Source organism: uncultured Aquitalea sp., assembly GCF_945957525.1.
In the GTDB taxonomy this organism is placed as follows: Bacteria; Pseudomonadota; Gammaproteobacteria; order Burkholderiales; family Chromobacteriaceae; genus Aquitalea.
The window spans coordinates 48,737-68,827 of the sequence record NZ_CAMFLA010000009.1; the positions used below are offsets into that span (position 1 = coordinate 48,737).

Annotated in this window: 18 protein-coding genes; 10 read left to right on the plus strand and 8 right to left on the minus strand. The window is 61.6% G+C overall.

The window, feature by feature from the left end; all coding sequences use genetic code 11:
* Window positions 1-7: 7 nt before the first annotated feature.
* From Q0P52_RS10350 to Q0P52_RS10370, 5 genes are all read left to right on the plus strand, one after another.
* Window positions 8-1,663 (plus strand): ShlB/FhaC/HecB family hemolysin secretion/activation protein, encoded by a 1,656-nt coding sequence (locus tag Q0P52_RS10350; RefSeq protein WP_293761590.1) that lies wholly within the window; start codon window positions 8-10, stop codon window positions 1,661-1,663.
* Window positions 1,664-1,843: 180 nt separating this feature from the next.
* The gene (locus tag Q0P52_RS10355; protein WP_293761592.1) at window positions 1,844-2,149 is read left to right on the plus strand and encodes a hypothetical protein; all 306 of its coding nucleotides are present in this window, start codon (window positions 1,844-1,846) and stop codon (window positions 2,147-2,149) included.
* 8 nt (window positions 2,150-2,157) lie between these two features.
* Window positions 2,158-2,904 (plus strand): EAL domain-containing protein, encoded by a 747-nt coding sequence (locus Q0P52_RS10360; RefSeq protein WP_293761594.1) that lies wholly within the window; start codon window positions 2,158-2,160, stop codon window positions 2,902-2,904.
* 70 nt (window positions 2,905-2,974) lie between these two features.
* Complete coding sequence (locus tag Q0P52_RS10365) at window positions 2,975-3,217, plus strand: hypothetical protein (protein ID WP_293761596.1); 243 nt, start codon at window positions 2,975-2,977, stop codon at window positions 3,215-3,217.
* 303 nt (window positions 3,218-3,520) lie between these two features.
* A complete protein-coding gene (locus Q0P52_RS10370) occupies window positions 3,521-6,181 on the plus strand; it encodes an EAL domain-containing protein (protein WP_293761598.1) in 2,661 nt (886 codons plus the stop codon).
* A gap of 12 nt (window positions 6,182-6,193) precedes the next feature.
* Here the strand turns inward: Q0P52_RS10370 and Q0P52_RS10375 are convergent, their stop codons facing one another.
* The gene (locus Q0P52_RS10375; RefSeq protein ID WP_293761600.1) at window positions 6,194-7,144 is read right to left on the minus strand and encodes a LysR family transcriptional regulator; all 951 of its coding nucleotides are present in this window, start codon (window positions 7,142-7,144) and stop codon (window positions 6,194-6,196) included.
* Between the two features lie 111 nt (window positions 7,145-7,255).
* Here Q0P52_RS10375 and Q0P52_RS10380 point away from each other — a divergent pair, with 111 nt between their 5' ends.
* Together Q0P52_RS10380 and Q0P52_RS10385 are read left to right on the plus strand one after the other, a co-directional pair.
* Complete coding sequence (locus Q0P52_RS10380; RefSeq protein WP_293761602.1) at window positions 7,256-7,867, plus strand: NAD(P)H-dependent oxidoreductase; 612 nt, start codon at window positions 7,256-7,258, stop codon at window positions 7,865-7,867.
* Between the two features lie 163 nt (window positions 7,868-8,030).
* Window positions 8,031-9,629, plus strand: a complete 1,599-nt coding sequence (locus tag Q0P52_RS10385) for a sensor domain-containing diguanylate cyclase (protein ID WP_293761604.1) — start codon at window positions 8,031-8,033, stop codon at window positions 9,627-9,629.
* 163 nt (window positions 9,630-9,792) lie between these two features.
* On the opposite strand, the gene hemF is transcribed toward Q0P52_RS10385, so the two are convergent.
* The 4 genes from hemF to Q0P52_RS10405 form a co-directional block, all read right to left on the minus strand.
* The gene (hemF, locus tag Q0P52_RS10390) at window positions 9,793-10,701 is read right to left on the minus strand and encodes an oxygen-dependent coproporphyrinogen oxidase (protein ID WP_293761606.1); all 909 of its coding nucleotides are present in this window, start codon (window positions 10,699-10,701) and stop codon (window positions 9,793-9,795) included.
* 440 nt (window positions 10,702-11,141) lie between these two features.
* Entirely contained in the window at window positions 11,142-11,966 is an 825-nt protein-coding gene (locus Q0P52_RS10395; RefSeq protein ID WP_293761608.1) for an alpha/beta fold hydrolase, read from the minus strand.
* A gap of 103 nt (window positions 11,967-12,069) precedes the next feature.
* Window positions 12,070-13,419, minus strand: coding sequence for an ATP-binding protein (locus Q0P52_RS10400; protein WP_293761610.1), 1,350 nt, complete (start codon window positions 13,417-13,419; stop codon window positions 12,070-12,072).
* Between the two features lie 2 nt (window positions 13,420-13,421).
* Entirely contained in the window at window positions 13,422-14,129 is a 708-nt protein-coding gene (locus Q0P52_RS10405) for a winged helix-turn-helix domain-containing protein (RefSeq protein ID WP_293761612.1), read from the minus strand.
* Between the two features lie 159 nt (window positions 14,130-14,288).
* Between Q0P52_RS10405 and Q0P52_RS10410 the strand changes: the two genes are divergently transcribed.
* Window positions 14,289-16,355 (plus strand): carbon starvation CstA family protein, encoded by a 2,067-nt coding sequence (locus tag Q0P52_RS10410; protein ID WP_293761614.1) that lies wholly within the window; start codon window positions 14,289-14,291, stop codon window positions 16,353-16,355.
* Window positions 16,348-16,536 carry a CstA-like transporter-associated (seleno)protein gene (locus Q0P52_RS10415; RefSeq protein WP_293761616.1) on the plus strand — a complete coding sequence of 63 codons (189 nt, stop codon included), beginning with the start codon at window positions 16,348-16,350 and terminating at the stop codon, window positions 16,534-16,536. The genes Q0P52_RS10410 and Q0P52_RS10415 overlap by 8 nt, the downstream gene beginning before the upstream one ends.
* 90 nt (window positions 16,537-16,626) lie before the next feature.
* Here the strand turns inward: Q0P52_RS10415 and Q0P52_RS10420 are convergent, their stop codons facing one another.
* Window positions 16,627-17,652: a YeiH family putative sulfate export transporter gene (locus Q0P52_RS10420; RefSeq protein WP_293761618.1), complete on the minus strand. Its 1,026-nt coding sequence runs from the start codon at window positions 17,650-17,652 to the stop codon at window positions 16,627-16,629.
* A 157-nt stretch (window positions 17,653-17,809) separates the two neighbouring features.
* On the opposite strand from Q0P52_RS10420, the gene Q0P52_RS10425 reads away from it, so the two are divergent.
* On the plus strand, window positions 17,810-18,700 hold the full coding sequence (locus Q0P52_RS10425) for a LysR family transcriptional regulator (RefSeq protein ID WP_293761620.1): 891 nt from the start codon (window positions 17,810-17,812) through the stop codon (window positions 18,698-18,700).
* A gap of 97 nt (window positions 18,701-18,797) precedes the next feature.
* On the opposite strand, the gene thrB is transcribed toward Q0P52_RS10425, so the two are convergent.
* Both thrB and Q0P52_RS10435 read right to left on the minus strand, forming a co-directional pair.
* The gene (thrB, locus tag Q0P52_RS10430; RefSeq protein ID WP_293761622.1) at window positions 18,798-19,739 is read right to left on the minus strand and encodes a homoserine kinase; all 942 of its coding nucleotides are present in this window, start codon (window positions 19,737-19,739) and stop codon (window positions 18,798-18,800) included.
* A 9-nt stretch (window positions 19,740-19,748) separates the two neighbouring features.
* Window positions 19,749-20,075, minus strand: coding sequence for a DUF2782 domain-containing protein (locus tag Q0P52_RS10435; RefSeq protein ID WP_293761624.1), 327 nt, complete (start codon window positions 20,073-20,075; stop codon window positions 19,749-19,751).
* Window positions 20,076-20,091 lie beyond the last annotated feature (16 nt).

The window sequence follows — 20,091 nt, forward strand, 5'->3', positions numbered from 1 at the left end:
AGCAAGCATGAAAACGACAAACAAAACTCTTATCGCCGCCCTGATCCAGCTGACGCTGGCTGGCGCGGCGCAGGCGGATACCGCCCAAGTCAGTTCAGTGGGTGATGTGCAGCGCAATATCGAGCAGAACCGTTTCGGCCAACCTCCGGCGGGTAGCGAGGAGAAAGCGGTTCAAACCGCGCCCCAGGGCGACATGACCCGCACCGCCATTAGCAAGCTGGTGCGGGTGGAGGTGGAAGGAAATATCGAGCGCAAGAAAATCCAGAACTACTTCTCCGACATGATCGGTAAGCCGGTCACCGAGGCACAACTGGACAGTTTCAACGGCTGGGTATGGGGTGTCATCACCCGCAGCGGCTATCTGGCTTACGCTAGCACCAGCCAGCAGCAGGAAGGCGATGGCAGTGTGTTGCGGGTGAATGTGTTGCAGCCGACAGTGCGCACCCTGCGCGTGGCGGCGGAAAACGAATCCGTCAGCCGCCGTTATGAAAAGCTGCTGATCAGTCGCTTCTCGGACGTGGTGCTGCCAGGCAAACCGCTGGATCTGCAGTATCTGGAAAACCGCATCGCCAGCGCCAATTTCGATTTGCCCATCGATATTCACGCCAGCATCCAGCAGTCCGACCCCGGCAAGGTGGATCTGGTGTTGCATGTGAAAGAAGTGCCGCCGGAGTTGGGCAAGTTTGCCGGCGGCTTCCTGCAGGGCAACAACTATGGCTTGCGGCAATATGGTCGTGCGCAAATGCTGGGCTCTGTGGCTTTTGGCGGCTTCACGCCGTTTTCTGAGCTGACGCTCACCGGGTTGGCGGCGGACGGCATTGGTTTTACCCGCGCCGAGTATGAGTTCCCCACCGAAACGCTCAAAGGCAAAGTCCGCCTGTGGGGCTCTTATACCGAAAGCCGTAGCGTGCTGGATCAGGTTACCGACACTCGCGGCCGCACCAGCGAGTACGGTGCCAGCCTGACCAATGTCATCGGCACCACGCGCGACGCGGTGTTCAAATCCCGGTTGGAGTTAATGACGCGCAATACCACCAGCTCGTTGGTGATTGGCGGACTGCAACTGGAAAACCTGCGCGACGACAAAGCCAGGCTGGCGTTCAGCGCCGACAACGACGCGCTGTCGCTGGATCACTATCGTTACGAGTTGAGTTTTACTTCCGGTCGCTACAGCACCATGGGCAGCTACAACAAGCAGGAGCTGTCCGGGCAAGTGGAGCGCACTCTGAGCGATGACGGCAAATGGTTGGGTAGTGTCCGTTTCCATGGTCAGCTGGCCAGCACCAATCTGGACAGCTACGACAAGATCTCTCTGGGCGGCGTTAATGGCGTGCGTGCCTACTCCACGGATGATGGCGTGGGCGACGAGGGCCTGGTGTTGTCGCTTGATCTGATCAAGCATTTTGGCAACAACCAGTATGTCGGGGTGTTCTACGATGCGGGCGTGGTCAAGCCCAATCGCAATGCGGTGGCAGGCGCGTTCAACAACAGCTACACCTTGCAAGGCGCCGGCGTCGAGTTTGGCGGTCGCCTATACAAGGCGCTGTCCTATAGCTTGACGGTAGCCAAGGGCTTGGGGCCGTATGCTGGCTATGTGGATGGCAATATCGAATCAAGCCCGCGCAATCTGCGCTTCCTGTTTGCCGTGTCCAATCAATTCTAAGATTAAAGTTGTTGTTTAAAAAAAGCCCCGGCAGGGGCTTTTTCCATTATGTCTTTCTGTGTTTGTTTAAAATTGAGTGTTTTTGTAAAAGATTTTAATTGGTTTCGCATTTAGCATCATTTAACAAACAATCAGCGCGCCTATCCATATAATTTCACTGTGAATTCTTTGGAGCGGGTAATGAAAAAGCTGATTACAACAACGAGTGGTACACAGAGTACTATTGATCGCAAGGTTAAATATCTTCGCCCTGTTGTTTTTAAAAATAATCAAATTATTTACTACGATATTATTCCGTTCAGCTGGCAAGAGCTGGAATATGGCTCGGTGTTGGATGAGATGGCTTATATCAATGACAAGGAAGGCATGGACCCGGACTGCTGGGTGGATGTGCTGGATGGCGATGGTTGGATATTGCAGGAAATGGCCTGCAGCCAAGGCAGTGTGTATCTGTTGATTAATCCTTTGCTGAAAATGTCGGCTTGAGTGCTTGTATGCCGAAGCAGGTGGTTGATGGTTTTGAATACGACACAATCGGATTTGTCGAAGCCCTGATGTGTGGTGAAGTGCTGCCGCACTGTCAGCCGGTTATCGATTTGCAGTCTGGCGGCATTCACTCCTGGGAGCTGTTGGCCCGCTGGCTGCACCCGGATTACGGTATCTTGTATCCGGCCTGTTTTGTGGCCGGCGTAAAAAAGGACAGCCTGGATGTCGCCCTGGCGCTGACCTTGTTCGAATGGGGCCTGAAATGGCGGCCCGTCAGCACGGCGGCGCGACTGGCTGTCAATGTGGGCGGCGCAGGCCTGGCCGAGCCGGGGCTGGGACGTTATTTCCAGCAGATCGCCACCCGATACGGATGCGATCTGTCCGCTTTGATTCTCGAAGTGAGCGAGTCCGACATTGTCAGCAATCTGGATGCGGCCCGGCGAAACTTGCTGTCGCTAAAGCAACTGGGTTGCGCCATCAGTATTGACGACTACGGCGCGGGTTACGCAGATCGCAATCTGCGCGACCTGATGCCGGTGGACGCGGTCAAGCTGGATCAGTCGCTGATTGGCGGCGCCAGACATTGCAAGGAAAAGCGGGAACGCTTGCAGGAAGATGTGGTGCGATTCCGTCAGCTGGGACTGGAAATCGTCGCGGAAGGCGTCAGCGATGTGGTGGATGTGGAAAATTGCCGGGCAATGGGTATTGGTTTGGGCCAGGGTTTTGGATTGAGTTATGGCGGCATGTTTTTTTGATCGGTTTTTGACATTACATTGCGAGTGATTCGACATGTTTATCCCTTTGGGATCTCCACTGTGGAGACAGTTGGACCAAATTGAATTGAAACTTGAAGAAGTGGATGAGGCTCAAGGCGCCATTATGGTGGTGTGGCGGGAAGGAAAACTGAGCTGGCATAAAACCAATAGCCGCTATGGCAAGATCTTTTCCAGCAAGCATGCGGATACCATCGTGGGTTATTTTGATCGCCGCGTGCCGTTCTCGGTATTGCGAGATGCGGTCATAGAACACATCTCACAGGTGGGCGAAGTAGATTTTTTGAGAAGGTGATATGGAATGAGATTTAACATGATTTAATACTGTTTCTGTAGTGATCTGTGTGATGATTAGTCCGTGCTGTTGCACACAAGCCCCAATTTTACCGCCACCCCGCTGGCGGTTTTTTTTTGCCTTTTACGGCGGCGGCTCTGGCGGAGGCGACTCACCGTCAGCCGCGCGCTCATGCGCGCCAGGAACGATGAGGCTGGCTACCTGATGTGAAATTGATGGTTTGTTCGTGGCGTTTGGCCATTCCGCTGTGAAGAAAGAGCGGGATTTGCTAGTCTCACAGCACATGCCACGAAGCCAGCAATCATGCCCAAGCGCCCGTACAGGATTTACCTGCTCTTCTTCCTGCTGACGTTCGCCGCCATGGCGGCGCTGATCGCCTTTCTCATGGGGGCGGCCTACCGGCAGCGTCTGCACCAGGCGGAGACGGACTCGGCCAATGTGGTGGGCGTGCTGGAAACCCGTCTGGAGGCTACCCTGCGACGCACCGAGGCCTTGCTGGACGATGTGGCGGCCTCCACGCCGCCGGAAGCCTTTGCCGATGAACCCTCTGACGCCTTGCGCGATCGCATCTACCGGCAATTGGGCTTGCAGGCGCGGCTGTTTCCGGAAATCGTCGGCCTGCGTCTGGTAAGGACTGACGGCCGGCTGATGTATGCGTCTGATGTGCGTGATCCCGCTAGCGTCGCAAACGCGCGCGGGCGCAGCTATGTCGAGGCGCTGAAACGCGAGCCAACAATCAGGATCTTCTTTTCCGAGGTGTCGGAAGGGCGGATGTCGCATCGGCAGCAGTTGCATATCGCGGTTCCCGTTCGCGACAGCCAGGGCCGCTTGCTGGGCCTGGCCATGGCCCCGCTGGATCTTGGCTACTTTCAAAACCTGTTCGCCAGGGTGGATCTGGGCGCGCATGGCGTGATCACCTTCCGCCGTTCGGACGATGGCCGGCTGGTGTTGCGTCAGCCGCCGCGCGCGGGTTCAACCAATCAGACCCTGAAGAACAACCCCATGCACATGCGGGTGGAGGCCGGCGAGCGCGAGGGCGTGATCCGTTTCGAGGCGGCGCTGGACAAGACGGACCGCATCTACGCTTTCAAGCGGGTGGGCGACTATCCCTTCTATGTGGCGGCCGGCATAGCCTTGCAGGACATCTTGCCGCAATGGAAGAAAACCCTGACTGGCGCGACGGTGGGCGCGTTGATAGGCCTGGCTTTGCTGGCCTGGTTGCTGCGTCGCCTGTTTCTGGCTGAACGGCGGCGCGAGCTGACGGCCGGGGCCTTGCGCGACACCGAAGACCGCTTCCAGCTATTGCTTGGCTCGGTGGGCGAGGGCATCTGCGCATTGGGACGCGGCGGCGAACACCTGTTCAGCAATCAGGCCGCGCGCCGCTTGCTGGGCTATGGCGACGAGGCGGCGATTGATCGCGATGCGGTGCTCAACCGCTTGCATGATCGCGGCGAAGACGGCCAGCTGACGCCCGGCGGCCAGAACGCGGTGGCGCGCGCCTTGCGCGACGGTACGGACGCGCATAGTCAGGATGCGGTGTTCCGCTGCGTGGACGGCAACCTGCTGTCGGTGCAGTACGATGCTTATCCCTTGCGGCGGGGCGACGAGGATTTGGGCACGGTGCTGCTGTTTCAGGACATTACCGAGCGCAAGCGCGACGCCGCGCGCATCGCATTTCTGGCGCATCACGACCCGCTCACCTCCTTGCCCAACCGCCTGTTTGCCGAAGAGCGCTTCAGCCAGGCCGCTTCGCTGGCGCTGCGGCATGGCGAGATACTGGCCATGCTGTTTCTGGATCTGGATGGTTTCAAGACCATCAACGACTCGCTGGGCCACGATGTGGGCGACAAAGTGCTGCAAACCATCGCGCGTCGTCTGCAATCGCGCTTACGTCAGGGCGATACCGTTTGCCGGCTGGGTGGCGACGAATTCCTGCTGCTGCTGACAGGCGCGCGCCAACTGGATCAGTTGTTGCCGCTGTTCGATGGCCTGTTGGCCGAGGTGGAACAACCAATGGAGCCGGATGGCCACCGGCTGATCACCACCGCCTCCATCGGCGTGGCGGTGTTTCCGCAGGACGGTCGAGATTTCACTACCTTGATGAAGCAGGCCGACACCGCCATGTACCACGCCAAGGATGCCGGGCGTAACACCTACCGGCTGTACGACGAGGCGATGTACGTGCAGGCGCGGGAAACGCTGAATCTGCGCAGCCGCTTCGTGCAGGCGCTGGCGCAAAGCGAATTCCGTTTGCACTACCAGCCACAGTTGAATCTGGCCGATGGCCGGGTGGTGGGCGCGGAGGCGCTGGTGCGCTGGCAAGAGTCGGCCGAGCGCCTGCTGCCGCCGGGGCATTTCATCCCGCTGGCGGAAAGCAGCGGCATGATCGTGGCGCTGGGGGAGTGGGTGCTGCAGGAAGCGTGCAGCCAGGCGACGCAGTGGCGCGACGCCGGATACGAGCTGGTGGTGGCGGTGAACATCTCCGTGGTGCAGTTCAAGCGCGGCAATCTGGAACTGAGCGTGGAATCCGCCTTGAGACAGAGCGGCTTGCCGCCGCATTTGCTGGAGCTGGAGCTGACCGAGAGCCTGCTGTTGCACCAGACCGAGGCTGTGATCAGCACCCTGCAGCGACTGCGCGAACTGGGCGTACGGCTGGCAATCGATGATTTCGGCACCGGTTATTCCAGCCTGGCCTATCTCAAGCGGCTGGCGGTGAACAAGCTGAAGATCGATCGCTCCTTCGTACAACATCTGCGGCAATCGCCGGAGGATGAGGCGATTGTGCGCGCCATCATCGAGATGGCCCGCACACTCAACTTGCAAACCTTGGCCGAAGGCGTGGAGGACGAGGCCACCGCGCAGGCCTTGCACAGCCTGCGCTGCGAGGAAGCGCAGGGTTACCTGTTTGCCCGTCCCATGCCGCCGTCGGCCTTCGCCGACTATCTGGCGGCCGCTACCGCTTGAGGCTGGGCGGCTTCAGGGTTTGCCGGGCATCGCCATCAAGGGCGGCGGCGCCGGCGGCAATACATAAGTGCCGGGCAAGTCTTCCACCAGAAAATCGATGAAGGCGCGCACCGCCGGCAGCAAACCGCGCCGGGTGGGGTACGCCGCCTGCAGCACGCCTTGCGGGCTGTCGAAGCCGGGCAGCACGCGCAGCAGCCGGCCGTCTTTCAGGGCCGCCTCGCACACCATGCGCGGCAGGGCCGCTACGCCCATGCCGGCCAGCGCCGCGTCCAGCAGCACAATCAGATCGTCGGTCATCAGCCTCGGCTGGTCTATCTGCAAGTGATGCACATGACCGTCCTGATCCAGCAGCGCCCATTCCTGTCTGCCGTCGGCGCGGCTCATGGCCAGAAACGGCAAGCCGTCCAGATCGGCTGGCATTAGCAGAGGCGGCAAGTCTGCCACCAGCGCCGGGCTGGCCACCAGAATCACCTGGCTGGTGCCCAGCGGCCGCACCACCAGATTGGCGCTGTCTTCCACCCGGTGGCGCACGCGCAAGGCCACATCAATGCCTTCCTCGATCAGATCCACCCGCCGGTTGGTGGCCTCCAGCCATACCCGCACCTTGGGGTAGCGCTGTAAAAAGCGCGGCAGGCTGGGGCCGAGCAGGCCCTTGGCCAGAAGCTCCGGACAGCTGACGCGGATCAGGCCGCGCGGTTCCGCCGTGGCGCTGGCGATGGCGTGGGCGGCGGCTTCGGCTTCGGCCAACATGGCCTGACAGCGCTGGTAGTATTGGCTGCCGATATCAGTCAGCGCCAGCCGTCGCGTCGTGCGTTGCAACAGTCTTACGCCCAGTTGTTCTTCCAGCAGCGCCACTCGGCGCGATAGGCGCGACTTGGGCACGCCCAGCACGCGACTGGCGGCCATGAAGCCGCCAGCTTCCACCACGCGGGCGAAGAACATCATGTCGTTCAGGTCTTGCATGTGGATTGTCCTATCAGTGGAACAATGTTTCCAAAATCAGCAGTCTAGTGCCGATTGTTGCGAAAACATACCATGACGTCACTGAACCTGCTTTCCCGAAAGGACACACTGATGAAACTGCTGCATCTGGATTCCAGCATCCTCGGCGCCAATTCCGTTTCCCGCCAACTGACCGCGGCCGTCGTGGACAGCGTGCGCCAGCGCCATGCCGACGCCACCGTGGTTTACCATGATCTGGCCGCTGCGCCGGTAGCGCATCTGTCGGGCGAAATCGCTTCGGCCAACTTCATCGCCGAGGCCGACTGGAGCGACACCCAGCGCAAGGAAAGCGCCGTGGGCAACGCCCTGATCGAAGAGTTCCTCGCTGCCGACGTCGTGGTCATCGGTGCACCGATGTACAACTTCTCTATCCCCTCGCAGCTGAAGAGCTGGATCGACCGCGTCTGCGTGGCCGGCCGCACTTTCCGCTACGGAGCCAATGGCCCTGAGGGCCTGGTGGCCCCGGGCAAAACCGTGGTGATCGTCTCCAGCAGAGGCGGCGTCTACACCAATGAGCAGGGCAAGCTGATGGACTTCCAGGAAGACTATCTGCGCACCGTGCTAGGCTTCCTGGGAGTGAGCGATATCCGCTTCGTACGTGCCGAAGCCGTCAACATGGGCGAAGACAAGCGCGCCACCGCTATTCACGCCGCGCGTGAAACCATTGCAGGGCTGGCGCTGTAAGACGCTTTCAAGCGCGCTGTGGAAAAAACGGGTCACAATGTGGCCCGTTTTGTTTTTAAAGCCTTCGATCCGAACCGCCGATAATACCTTGCCGCCCTGTCGCGTGTTAGCGTGTAACCATGCCCGGTACAAGGGCAAGGGAGAGAGTAGGGTTGGTGCGGGTATGACTCGGTCGAAAGTGGGTGTGTACGTGCTGGCGCATCGCCGCGCGATGCGGTTTGCGCTGTTGCTGTTGCTGGCTACGTTGTTGGGCGTCAACGCGTGGTCTATCTACACGCGCGCCCTGATCCTGGCCGACCAGGGCGTCTTGCGCGCCGCCGGACAGATCGAACAGCATTTCTCCCACGTCTTTGGCTTTCTGGACACCCTCCGGGTGGAGACCGAGCAAGAGCTGGGCAGCCTCGATAAGCTGGACGCCGCCGCCGCCAGCCTGCAAGCCCTGCAGGATGATCCTTCCGGGCAGTATTTCCAGCTGGACAGCCTCAAGGGCGGGGCCGGCGGGCGGCAGCTGGGCAACCTCACCGGCACCGGTCGCATTGCGACGCTGGACGTGGCCGCGCGGCGCGAAATGGAAGTGGTGGTGGGCTTGAGCCCGCTGTTTGAAGCCGCTTACCGCAATCTGGACGTCAACGGTGTGGCCTGGGTGTATTTTGTGTCGGCCCGTCGTTTCATTTATCTCTATCCCTATACTCCTTCGGCCAACTACCACTACTCCGCCATCACCGAGCAAGGCGCTTTCTGGCGCTTGGGTTCGCCAGAAGGCAATCCCACCGGCCGGCGCGTGCTGACGCCGGTTTACATCGATCAGGCGGGCAAGGGGCCGATGCTTAGTGTGGTACAGCCGCTGCGCGTGGGCGGCGCCTTTGCCGGCGTGCTGTGCATGGATATCACCACCAGCACGCTGGTGCAGTTGCTCAAGCCCAGCGATGCGGAGCTGGGCAGCCTGTATCTGGTGAATGGGCAGGATCAGTTGGTGGCGGCCACTAGTCAGCAAGCCCTGCCGCAAGAAAACCTGCTTAACATGCCGGTGTCCGCTGATTACCTGCTCACACCCAACGCGCATATCAAGGTGTACCCGATCAACGGGGCCGGCTTGCGGCTGGTGCACTATCTGCCAACGCAGGCGCTGGCCATCGACGTGTTCCAGCGCTCCCTGCCGGCCTTGTTCAGCGGCCTGCTGCTGTGGCTGGTGCTGGGCATGCTGCTGAAAACCTGGGAGCTCAATCACAATCTGCACCGGCTGTCCGAGCAGGACCCGCTGACCGGCGCCATGAACCATCGTGCTTTCCAGACCCGCTTGTCCGAGCTGTTCGATCGTTATCAACTTGAAGAGCGGCCGTTCTCGCTGGTGATGTGCGATCTGGATCACTTCAAGCGCATCAACGATACCCTGGGCCACGCCAAGGGCGATCAGGTGCTCAAGGTGCTGGTGAAACTGGCCAAGCGTTCTTTGCGGCTGGAAGATGGCGTGGCCCGGCTGGGCGGCGAGGAGTTTGTGCTGATTCTGCCGGACACCTCAATGCGAGAGGCGCTCAAGGCGGCGGTGCGCTTGCGCCTGCAACTGGAGCGACTGGACTGGGCGCGCATCGGCATTCCCGGACGGGTAACGGCCAGTATGGGCTGCGCCACCGTGCTGCCCGGGGATCGGTGCGGTGAGAACGTGCTCAAACGGGCGGACGACGCCATGTACCGCGCCAAACAGGAAGGCCGCAATCGAGTGTGCGCCGACCTGATGACGGCGGAAGACCCGGTTCGGCGTTAAGGGCGGCTAACAAAAATCCGTATCACGGACGAGGCGAGGCCCGCCGGCGCGGGCAGGGCTTGAGTACGGCAAGGAGGCGCAATGCAGCAGCCGGCGTTTTGTTAGCGGCGCCAAAGCCGGAGGTGGGCCGGCATGGCGCAGGCACGCTGGTCTGTGTTTTTGTTCACACCCAGTCGCGCGGCGGCAGGAAGCGCTCGTACAGCGCCGCCTCCGGGCTGCCCGGCTGCGGCTGGTAGCCGTATTCCCAGCGCACCAGCGGCGGCATCGACATCAGGATGGACTCGGTTCGTCCGCCCGTTTGCAGGCCGAACAGCGTGCCGCGGTCCCACACCAGATTGAATTCCACATAACGGCCGCGGCGATACAGCTGGAACTGACGCTCTGCCTCGGTCCACGGTGTCGCCTTGCGACGGGCTACGATGGGCAGATATGCCTCGGTGTAACCACGGCCCACCGCCTGCATGAAGGCAAAGCTCCGCTCGAAGCCCCAGGCGTTCAGATCATCAAAGAACAAACCGCCCACGCCGCGCGCTTCATTGCGGTGCTTGAGGAAGAAATACTCGTCGCACCAGCGCTTGTAATCGGCGTATACCTGTTGGCCGAAGGGCTCGCACAAATCGCGCGCCACCGTGTGCCAATGCACCACGTCTTCTTCGTGCGGGTAGTAGGGCGTCAGGTCGAAACCGCCGCCAAACCACCATACCGGCGCTTCGCCGTCTTTTTCCGCAATGAAAAAACGCACATTGGCGTGACTGGTGGGCACGTGCGGGTTTTCCGGATGGATCACCAGCGATACACCCATGGCTTCAAAACGACGGCCCGCCAGTTCCGGACGATGCGCCGTGGCGGAGGCCGGCAGCGTGTCGCCGCTGACATGCGAGAAATTCACTCCGGCCTGTTCAAACACTTTGCCGCCAGTCAGCACGCGGCTGCGACCGCCGCCGCCGGCCGGACGCGTCCAGGCGTCTTCGACAAAGCCCTTGCCGCCATCTGCCAGCGCCAGCGCATTGCAAATGTCGTCCTGCAGGGATATCAGGAAGGATTTCACCTGATCGGCGTGGGGGTGGCTCATGACGGCAGTCCTGATGGAGAGTGGGGCGCACATTGTAGCAGAGCGCTTTGCCATCGCAGCGGGCTACTCCGTCCGGCGAATAGGCAAAAAAAACCCGCCAGGGGGATGGCGGGCTACACAAAGTCACACAAAGGACAGAGGAGTCGGAGTCTATTGCAGACTCCGCAGATACACACAGCAGGGAACCGGCGACCGGCTCGGGGGATTCAGCCGCACGGCGTTCTTGCTGGTTCACAGTGTGCCGCAGCGCCGCATCGGCTGTGTGGCGGCCGCGTTCGCAGCCTGTATGCCTGCTGTGGCGGCTGTATGACGCTTGGTGACAAAGCAACGGCAAGTGTTTCCAAAGATTAAAATCCGGAACTTGTCAGGGGTAAGGCAGGCGTCCGGGCATGAAAAAAGCCGGCGACAGGTCGCCGGCTTCCAGAATATTGACGAACCGCTCAGGCCATGGCGGCTTCTGTTTCCCACTCTTCCTCGCTGACGACATCGGCGCGGGGTGCGGGGCGAGCAGTGAAAAAGTCCAGGCTGCGCGCCAGCACCGACATGCGCTCGTTGTCCACCAAAATCATGTGATAGCTGTCGTTAAGCGGCATGTAGTCTACCTTGCCGCCCAGGCGGGACTGCAGGAAGAGGGCGGAGCGCGGGCTGGTGATGTCGTCTTCCTCGGCATGCACGATCAGCGTCGGGCAAGTGATTTCGCTCAGGCGCGGCTTGAGCTGGCGGCGCAGGCCGTCAACTTCGCGGATGCAGGCCAGCGGGATATAAGCGTAGTGGAAGCGTTCGCCGCGCTCGAAGCGTTGCTGGATCAGCTTGCGGATGCGTTGATTCTTGATGCCGAAGGGATCGACTTCTGGCACGCGCATGCGGGCGGCGAGGCCCGGGATGGCGTAGGCCAGCGGCCTGAGCCAGGTCAGGCGAGGCAAGGCCCAGCCGTCGAGGAACATCGGCGGAGCGTACAGGGCCAGACGGTCCTGATGATTTTCTTCACGCGCCACTTCCAGCGCCACCAGCGCGCCCAGGCAGACGCCGGCCAAGTGCACCACCTGATGACGTTTTTTCAGCTCGCGGTACTCGTGGCGCATGGCATCAACCCATTCCTGCCAGCGGATGCCCAGCAGGTCTTCCGGTTCTGTTCCGTGGCCGGGCAAGGTTGGGGAGTGGGTGACGATGTCGGCGTCTTCCAGCGTGCGTCCCAGCGAGCCGAGGTCGTAAACAGTGCCTCCAAGGCCATGAATCAGCAAAGCGGCGGGGCGGGTTGAACGCATGATGGGTACCGGAGATGACAGGTTATGGCCAGATTATCGCCTTCGGCCAACTGTCACGCTGTCGCTGTCGTGTCGCCGGATTGTGACAGGCTGTGACGCAAGCTCAGTTCTCCGCCACCGCCAGTACAAAGCGCGCGCCGCCCAGTGGGCTGGATTCCACATGGGCGCTGCCGCCGTGGTGCTCGGCGATCAGCCGCACATAGGACAGCCCCAACCCGTAGCCGCCGGAGCTGCGGTCCCGGCTGCGATCCAGCCGGCGAAAGGGTTCGAACACTCGCTCGCGGTCCGCTTCCGGGATGCCGTGGCCATCGTCTTCCACCACGATAACCAGCATGCCGTCCTGCCGGCTGACCGACAATCGAACCTGTTGCTGAGCGTACTTGAAGGCATTGAGCAGCAGATTGCGGCTGGCCACATAGATGAGTTTGCGATCAAAGCGGCCCATGCCCTTGACGCAGTCCATGCCCAGTTCGATATGCGGCGGTTTCAGCGGCTCCACCAGTTGCAGCAGGTCGTCGAACCAGTCGTACAGATCCACTTGTTCCCGGTTGAGGATGGATTCGCCGCGCGTGAGCTTGGCGTATTCCAGGCTGGCGGTGATCAGTTCCTCCAGCTCTTGCATGTCGCGCTCCATACCTTCGCTGTAGCGCTGTCTTTCGTTCGGGTCGTCTTCCTCATCCAGCATGGTGAGGCCGAAGCGCAAACGGGCGATGGGGGTGCGGATCTCATGCGCCACCGCGTGCGACATGGCCTGATGGATGTCCAGCAGGCGCTCTAGCCGCGCCGCCATGCTGTTGAGCGCTACCGACAAAGGGGCAAACAGGCGGCTGCGGGCTTGTGGGGTGCGGACGTGAAAGTCGCCGTTGGCGAATACTTCCGCGGCTTCGCGCACCGACACCAGGTCGCGCCACATCGGCCGCAGATAGAAGTAGATCAGCAGGCTGAGCGTAGTGCCGGTGAACAGGATCCACAGCAGCAGCACTTCGATGTCTTCGCTGATCCAGGTACTGTCGCTGCCGTTGTTGCTCGAATCCAGCGGGCCCAGCAACAGCAGGCGGCTGTCACCGGGCAGAGGGGCGTACAAGAGGTTGTTGTCGAAGTCGAGATAGGTTTTGTGGCGGGCGAAATAACTGCGGCTGTCAGGGTCGAGGTCGGCGGGCGGATGGGCGATCAGCCTCACCGGGTAGCTGAAGTCCCGGCTGATGGCTGCCAGCTCATGCTCCCATTGCGCATGCGGATGGCGTTGCAGTTCGCGCACGATCAGCGTTACCGGGCCGTCCAGCGTGCGGCGCGCGCTTTCGTTGTCGCTGTTCTGGTACAGCTTGCCCAGCATGAAGGCGAAGCCGATGATGATGGCCAGCTCCGCCGCCATGGCAATGAGGAAGTAGCGCGCAAACAGATTGGCCAGCGAGGGTTTGCGACCGCGGCGGTGCAGGGGCTTCAAGGGCCACATGGTCATTCCCAATCGCTGCGCGAGAACAGATAACCCTTGCCGCGTACGGTCTTGATGCGGGTAGGCGCGTCCGGGCTGTCGCCCAGCTTCTTGCGCAGGCGGGAGATACGGGCGTCGATGGAGCGATCCAGGCCGTCAAAACCGATGCCGCGCAGCTCGTTCATGATGTCGTCGCGCGACAGCACTTGTCCGGCGTGCGAGGCCAGCAGCCACAAAAGATCGAACTCGGCAGTGGTGAGCTCCATTTCCTCTCCGGACAAGTGGGCCGAGCGCGTGCCCTGGCTGATGGTGAACTGCCCGAAGGAGAGCTGATCGCTGTCCATCACCTCTGCAGGCGCGTCTTCGCCGGTTCCGCGGCGCAGCAAGGCGCGGATGCGCGCCAGCAGGCGGCGCGGCTCCACTGGCTTGGCCAGGTAGTCGTCCGCGCCCAGTTCCAGACCGAGGATTTCGTCCACGTCTTCATCGCGCGCGGTCATGATGAGAATCCGCCCCTTGTAGGCCAGCCGCACTTCGCGGCAGACATCAAATCCCTCCTTGCCCGGCAGCATCACGTCGAGGATGACGAGGTCGGGACGGGTTTGCAGGATGACGTCGCCGGCGGTGTCGCCGCGCGTGTGGCGGCTGACTTGATAACCGTGCTTGGTCAGGTAGGCGGCGATGAGTTCGGACAAATGAATGTCATCTTCAACGATGAGGATGTGCGGGGCCATGCCGGATCCGTTTACTCAGAGATGGCGAAATAGTACCACCGGGAAAGCCCTAACAGGCATGGGCTTGTATTTCATGGCTTATCCGCACAGAATCGACCGTACAAGAGCCCCATCCAGACCGGATAACGGGGCTCAACATCATAAAAGGACAGAGATCACATGCAACGCTTAAAGGAATGGGCAATCTGGATTGCCGTTGCCTTGGCGGGAGCCGTCGCTTTCGCCACCGTAGCACTCAATCGGGGCGAGCCCGTCAATGCGATCTGGCTCATCGTAGCGGCGGTGTCGGTGTATTCCATCGCATACCGCTTCTACAGCCGCTTCATCGCCAATACCGTGATGGAGTTGGACGAACGCCGCCTGACGCCGGCTGAACGTCACAACGACGGTCTGGACTACGTGCCCACCAACAAGTGGGTGGTCTTCGGCCATCATTTCGCCGCCATCGCCGGCGCCGGCCCGTTGGTGGGCCCGGTGCTGGCCGCGCAGATGGGTTACCTGCCCGGCACGCTGTGGATTCTGGTTGGCGTGATGCTGGCCGGCGCGGTGCAGGACTTCCTGATTCTGTTCCTTTCCATCCGCCGCGATGGCAAATCGCTGGGTGAAATGATCCGCATGGAGCTGGGTCCCATTCCGGGCGTCATCGCTTCCATCGGCATCCTGATGATCATGATCATCCTGCTGGCCGTGCTGGCGCTGGTGGTGGTCAAGGCGCTGGCCGGCAGCCCGTGGGGCACCTTCACCATTGCTGCCACCATTCCGATTGCGCTGTTCATGGGCGTGTACACGCGTTACATCCGGCCGGGACGCATCGGTGAAATTTCCGTCATCGGTTTCGTGCTGCTGATGCTGGCCATCCTGTACGGCGGCGATGTGGCCCACAGTCCTACTCTGGCCCCGCTGTTCACCTTCCAGGGCACCACGCTGGCGTGGATCCTGATTGGCTACGGCTTCATCGCTTCCGTGCTGCCGGTATGGCTGCTGCTGGCCCCGCGCGACTATCTGTCCACTTTCCTCAAGATCGGCACCATTGTCGGCCTGGCCATCGGCATCCTGTTTGTCGCGCCGAGTCTGCACATGCCGGCGCTGACCCGCTTCATTGATGGTTCCGGCCCGGTGTTCGCCGGCAACCTGTTCCCCTTCCTGTTCATCACCATCGCCTGCGGCGCGGTGTCCGGTTTCCATGCGCTGGTATCTTCCGGCACCACGCCCAAGCTGGTGGAAAACGAAGCGCATGTGCGCATGGTGGGCTACGGCGCCATGCTGATGGAAAGCTTCGTCGCCATCATGGCGCTGATTGCCGCCTGCGTGCTGGACCCGGGCGTCTACTTCGCCATGAACAGCCCAGCCGCCGTCATCGGCAAGACTGCGGCCGAAGCGGCGCAAGTGATCTCCGGCTGGGGCTTTGTCATCACGCCGGACATGCTGACCCAGATGGCCAAGGACGTGGGCGAAAGCACCATCCTGTCCCGTGCCGGCGGTGCGCCGACACTGGCGGTGGGGATGGCTCACATCCTGTCCAACGTCATCGGCGGCAAGGCCATGATGGCCTTCTGGTATCACTTCGCCATCCTGTTTGAAGCGCTGTTCATCCTCACTACCATCGATGCGGGTACCCGCGTGCTGCGTTTCATGATCCAGGATCTGCTGGGCCTGCTGGTAAAACCGATGGCCAATACCGAATCCTGGGTGGCCAACCTGGTGGCCACCGGCCTTGCCGTGGCAGGCTGGGGCTACTTCCTGTATCAGGGCGTGGTGGATCCGCTGGGCGGCATCAATACGCTGTGGCCGCTGTTTGGTATTGCCAACCAGATGCTGGCCGGCATTGCCTTGATCCTCGCCACCGTGGTGCTGATCAAGATGCAGAAGCTGCGCTATGTCTGGGTGACTGCCGTGCCGACGGTGTGGCTGCTGACCGTGACGCTGGTAGCCGGCTGGCAAAAGCTGTTCCACAGCAGCCCCAAGATCAGCTTCCTTGCCCACGCCGACAAGTTCTCCGCCGCCGCCGCTAAGGGCGAGTCGCTGGCCCCGGCGAAGAATCTGGCGCAGATGCACCAGATCATCTTCAATGACTATGTGGACGCCACCCTGACCGCCATGTTCATGGCGGTGGTGCTGGCCATGTTGTTGTTCTCGATCAACGTTGTCCGCAAGGCGCTGGCGGTGAAGTGGGTGACCACGCGCGAAGTGCCGGCGGCCTATCGTGAAGGAGGCGCCAATGCGTGAATGGTGGCGCGCGCTGAACAGTACCGCCAGGCTGATGGTGGGGGTGAAGGACTATGACCGTTACGTCGCTTCCCGCCGTCGCTTCAGCCCTGACGCGCCGGTGATGACGCGCGAAGAGTTCTTCCGCTTCTGCCAGGAAGAACGCTACGGCGGCAAGTCCATGAAAAAGTGTCCTTGCTGACCGTATACCGGACCATAAGGAAAACCGCCCGCATGTTTGCGGGCGGTTTTGTTTTTGGCCGTCGACGGCGGAGGTCGGAGATCGTGCGGCTCAGTGCAGCAGATGCATGATGCCGCTATTGATCAGCGTGCCGCCCACCAGCAACCAGGCAAACAGGATGGTGGCGAGCACCAAGGGGCGGGCACCGGCCTGACGGATGGCGGAGACGTGGGTGGTAAGACCCAGCGCGCCCATGGCCATGGCCAGCACTAGATTGTCCAGCGCAATCAGTTGATCCACTACATGGACCGGCAACAGGTGCAGCGAGTTGAAGCCGGCCATGCCGAGGAAGAGCACGGCGAACCAGGGAATGGTGATGCTGCGTTTTTCCTGCTGGCCGCCGCTGTGGCGGCGGGACAGCCAGGCCGACAGGATCACCAGGAAGGGGGCCAGCATCATCACGCGGATCATCTTGGTGATGACGGCGCTGGTGGCGGCGGTTTCGCTGACCGCGCGGCCGGCGGCCACGGCTTGCGCCACTTCATGCACGGTGGAGCCAGTGAATACGCCGTAAGCGAATTCGGATACGCCAAGGTGCTCGATGGCGGCGTACATTACCGGGTAGAGGAACATGGCCAGCGTGCCGAACACCACCACCGTGGCCACGGCCACCGCCACTTTTTCTGCATGCGCCTTCACTACCGGCTCGGTGGCCAGTACTGCGGCCGCACCACAGATGGAGCTGCCTGCGCCAATCAGGATCACGCTTTGTTCATCCAGACCGAGTTTCTTTCGGCCAACCCAGAAAGCCAGCAGGAAAGTGGAAGACAACACCAGCGCGTCGATGGCGATGCCGGCCACGCCCACTGTGGCGATGTCCTGAAAGGTGAGCTTGAAGCCGTAAAGAATGATGCCAAGGCGCAGCAATTGCGCTTTGGAAAACGCCACGCCGTGGTGACAGGACTGCGCCAGCGCCGGGTAGAGCGTATTGCCCAGCAGCATGCCGCCAACAATGGCGATGGTGAGAGCCGACAGGCCAAGTTGGCTGAAAGCCGGCAGCGAGGCCAGCCAGATGGCGGCAAGCGCCAGGACCAGGGCCAGCGCGATGCCGGGAAGTCGTTGCGATAAAGTATTCATGATGGCTACCTGCTTGTGCTGTGAGGCGCTTGCCAGGAAGCGCCGGGACAGTCCCAACGATACGCCGTTGCCATTCAGCAAAAAAACGGATAATTTTTCTATATATAATTAGAAAAATTTATTATATGGCGGTGCAGTCCACTCAAAGAGAGATCACATGGCACTACGTATCAGCCTGCGCGAGTTGGAAGTCTTCGTCGCCATTGCCGATCACGGCACCGTGACGGCGGCGGCGGATGGTATTGGTCTGACCCAGTCCGCCGCCAGCCAGGCGCTGGCTTCACTGGAGGGGGGACTATCAGCTACCGTCTTTGACCGGGTGGGCCGAAAGCTGCTGCTCAACGAACAGGGCCGGCTGCTGTTGCCGCGCGCCCGCGCCATGCTGGACAGCGCACAGGAGATGCAGCAGATGTTCACCGGCGACGCCGGCATGCATTTGCGGCTGGGGGCCAGCACCACCATTGGCAACTATCTGTTGCCGGCGCGATTAGCGGATTTCCGCTTGCGGCATCCGGCGGCAGTTGTGGAGTTGATGGTGGCCAATACCGCCGATGTAGTGGATGCGGTGGCCACCTTTCGCGTGGACGCCGGTTTCATCGAGGGCCCATGCCATCATCCGGAGCTGGTGGTGGAACCCTGGCGGCAAGACCGCATGTGCGTCTTCGCCGCGGCGGGCCATCCGTTGGCAAAAGGCGAGGCGACGCTGGCGCAATTGGGCGGCGCGGAGTGGGTGCTGCGGGAGGCCGGCTCCGGCACGCGCGAGGAGGTGGAGCGCCTGCTGCTGCCCCATCTGGGCAGCCTGGGACAGGTGATGGAGCTGGGGCAGTCGGAGGCGATCAAACAGCTGGTGGCGGCCGGCATGGGCATCAGCTGCCTGTCCGCGCATGTGGTGGCGGAATGGCTGGCCGATGGCCGGCTGGTGGAGTTGCGCAGCCCGCTGCCGACCCTCTACCGTACCCTGTTTCGCGTGCGGCACAAGGACAAAGTCATGGGGCGCGGCATGGTCAGGTTTGCAGAGGACAATCCTCCGGACGAGCCGGTCGGCTGAACAGCCGCTTCGGCCAAGCTTGTGTCGACGGTGCGTACCGCCGGCGGGCAAAAAAACAGCCGGGCATGACCGGCTGTTTTTTGCCAAAGAGCGAGGATCAGTCCAGCCAGAACTCTTGCCGGGCGCGGTGCGCTTCCACCAGGCGCTGGAACACTTTCGGGTCCTTGGTGTAGGTGAGCTCGCCCGCCATCGGCTTGTAGAGATCCAGCAGCCGCGAGGTCCAGAAGCGCAATCCCGCGCCGCGCAGCATCACCGGCCAGGCGTCCCGTTCGCCCTGGGTCAGCGGACGCACCGACTGGTAGCCGGCCAGCAGGGCGCGCGCGTGTTCGGCGCCGATCTCGCCGTCCTCCTGCCGCGCCCAGTCGTTGACAGCGATGGCCAGGTCGTACAGCAGCACATCGTTGCAGGCGTAGTAGAAGTCGATGAAGCCGGCGATGTGGTCGCCGTCCATCAGCACATTGTCGCGGAACAGGTCTGCGTGGATCACGCCCACCGGCAGGTGGTCGAAGCGGTGGCTGTCCTGATACAGCACCTCTTCGCGCAGGCTGGCGGCGTCGGCGGCGTCCATGAACTCGTACAGTTGCGCGGCGGTGTCGCTCCACCAGCGCGGGCCGCGCGGGTTCTTCATGTGCCGCGGGAAGGTGTTGCCCGCCACATGCATCTGCGCCAGCATCTCGCCCACCGCGCGGCACTGAGCCGGCGACGGTGCGGAAACGTCGGCGCCGGACAGGCAGGACACCAGGCAGGCCGGCTTGCCGGCCAGCAGCGAGGCAAACTGGTCGGTGTGATCCGCCACCGGGGCCGGGCAGGCCACGCCGTGACGGGCCAGATGGCTCATCAGTGTCAGGTAGTAGGGCAGCTCCGTCAGCTGCAGGGTTTCAAACAGCGTCAGCACGTAACGGCCGTGCGTGGTGGTGACGAAGTAGTTGGTATTGGTGACGCCAGCGGCGATGCCTTTGAGCTCCACCAGCTGTCCCAGCGCGTAACGGGACAGCCAGTCGCGCATCATGTCATCGCTGACCGTGGTATAGACCGACATCGTGTTCCCTTAGAAGCGCTTCAGGACCCATTGCGGGATGATGATGCGGCGATTCGGATCAATCTGCTTGAGACTGCCGCTGCCGTCGTCGTCCATCAGGTAGTAGGGAAAGCCGATGCTGGGCGTCACCTTCACCATATAGAGGTGACCGTTGAGGCGGTACTCTTCCACCTTGTCGTCGCCGCGCTGGATGATGCGCACTTCCGGCTCGGCGACGGCGCCGGCGGCGTCCTCGGTGATGGTGGGGGGCGGAGGCACCACGGCCGGAGCGGGCGGGGTGGCCGCCCAGACGGCGGCCATCGGCAGAACGGCCAGGGCAAGGAGAAGACGACGCATAAACGGTCCTTTGGGA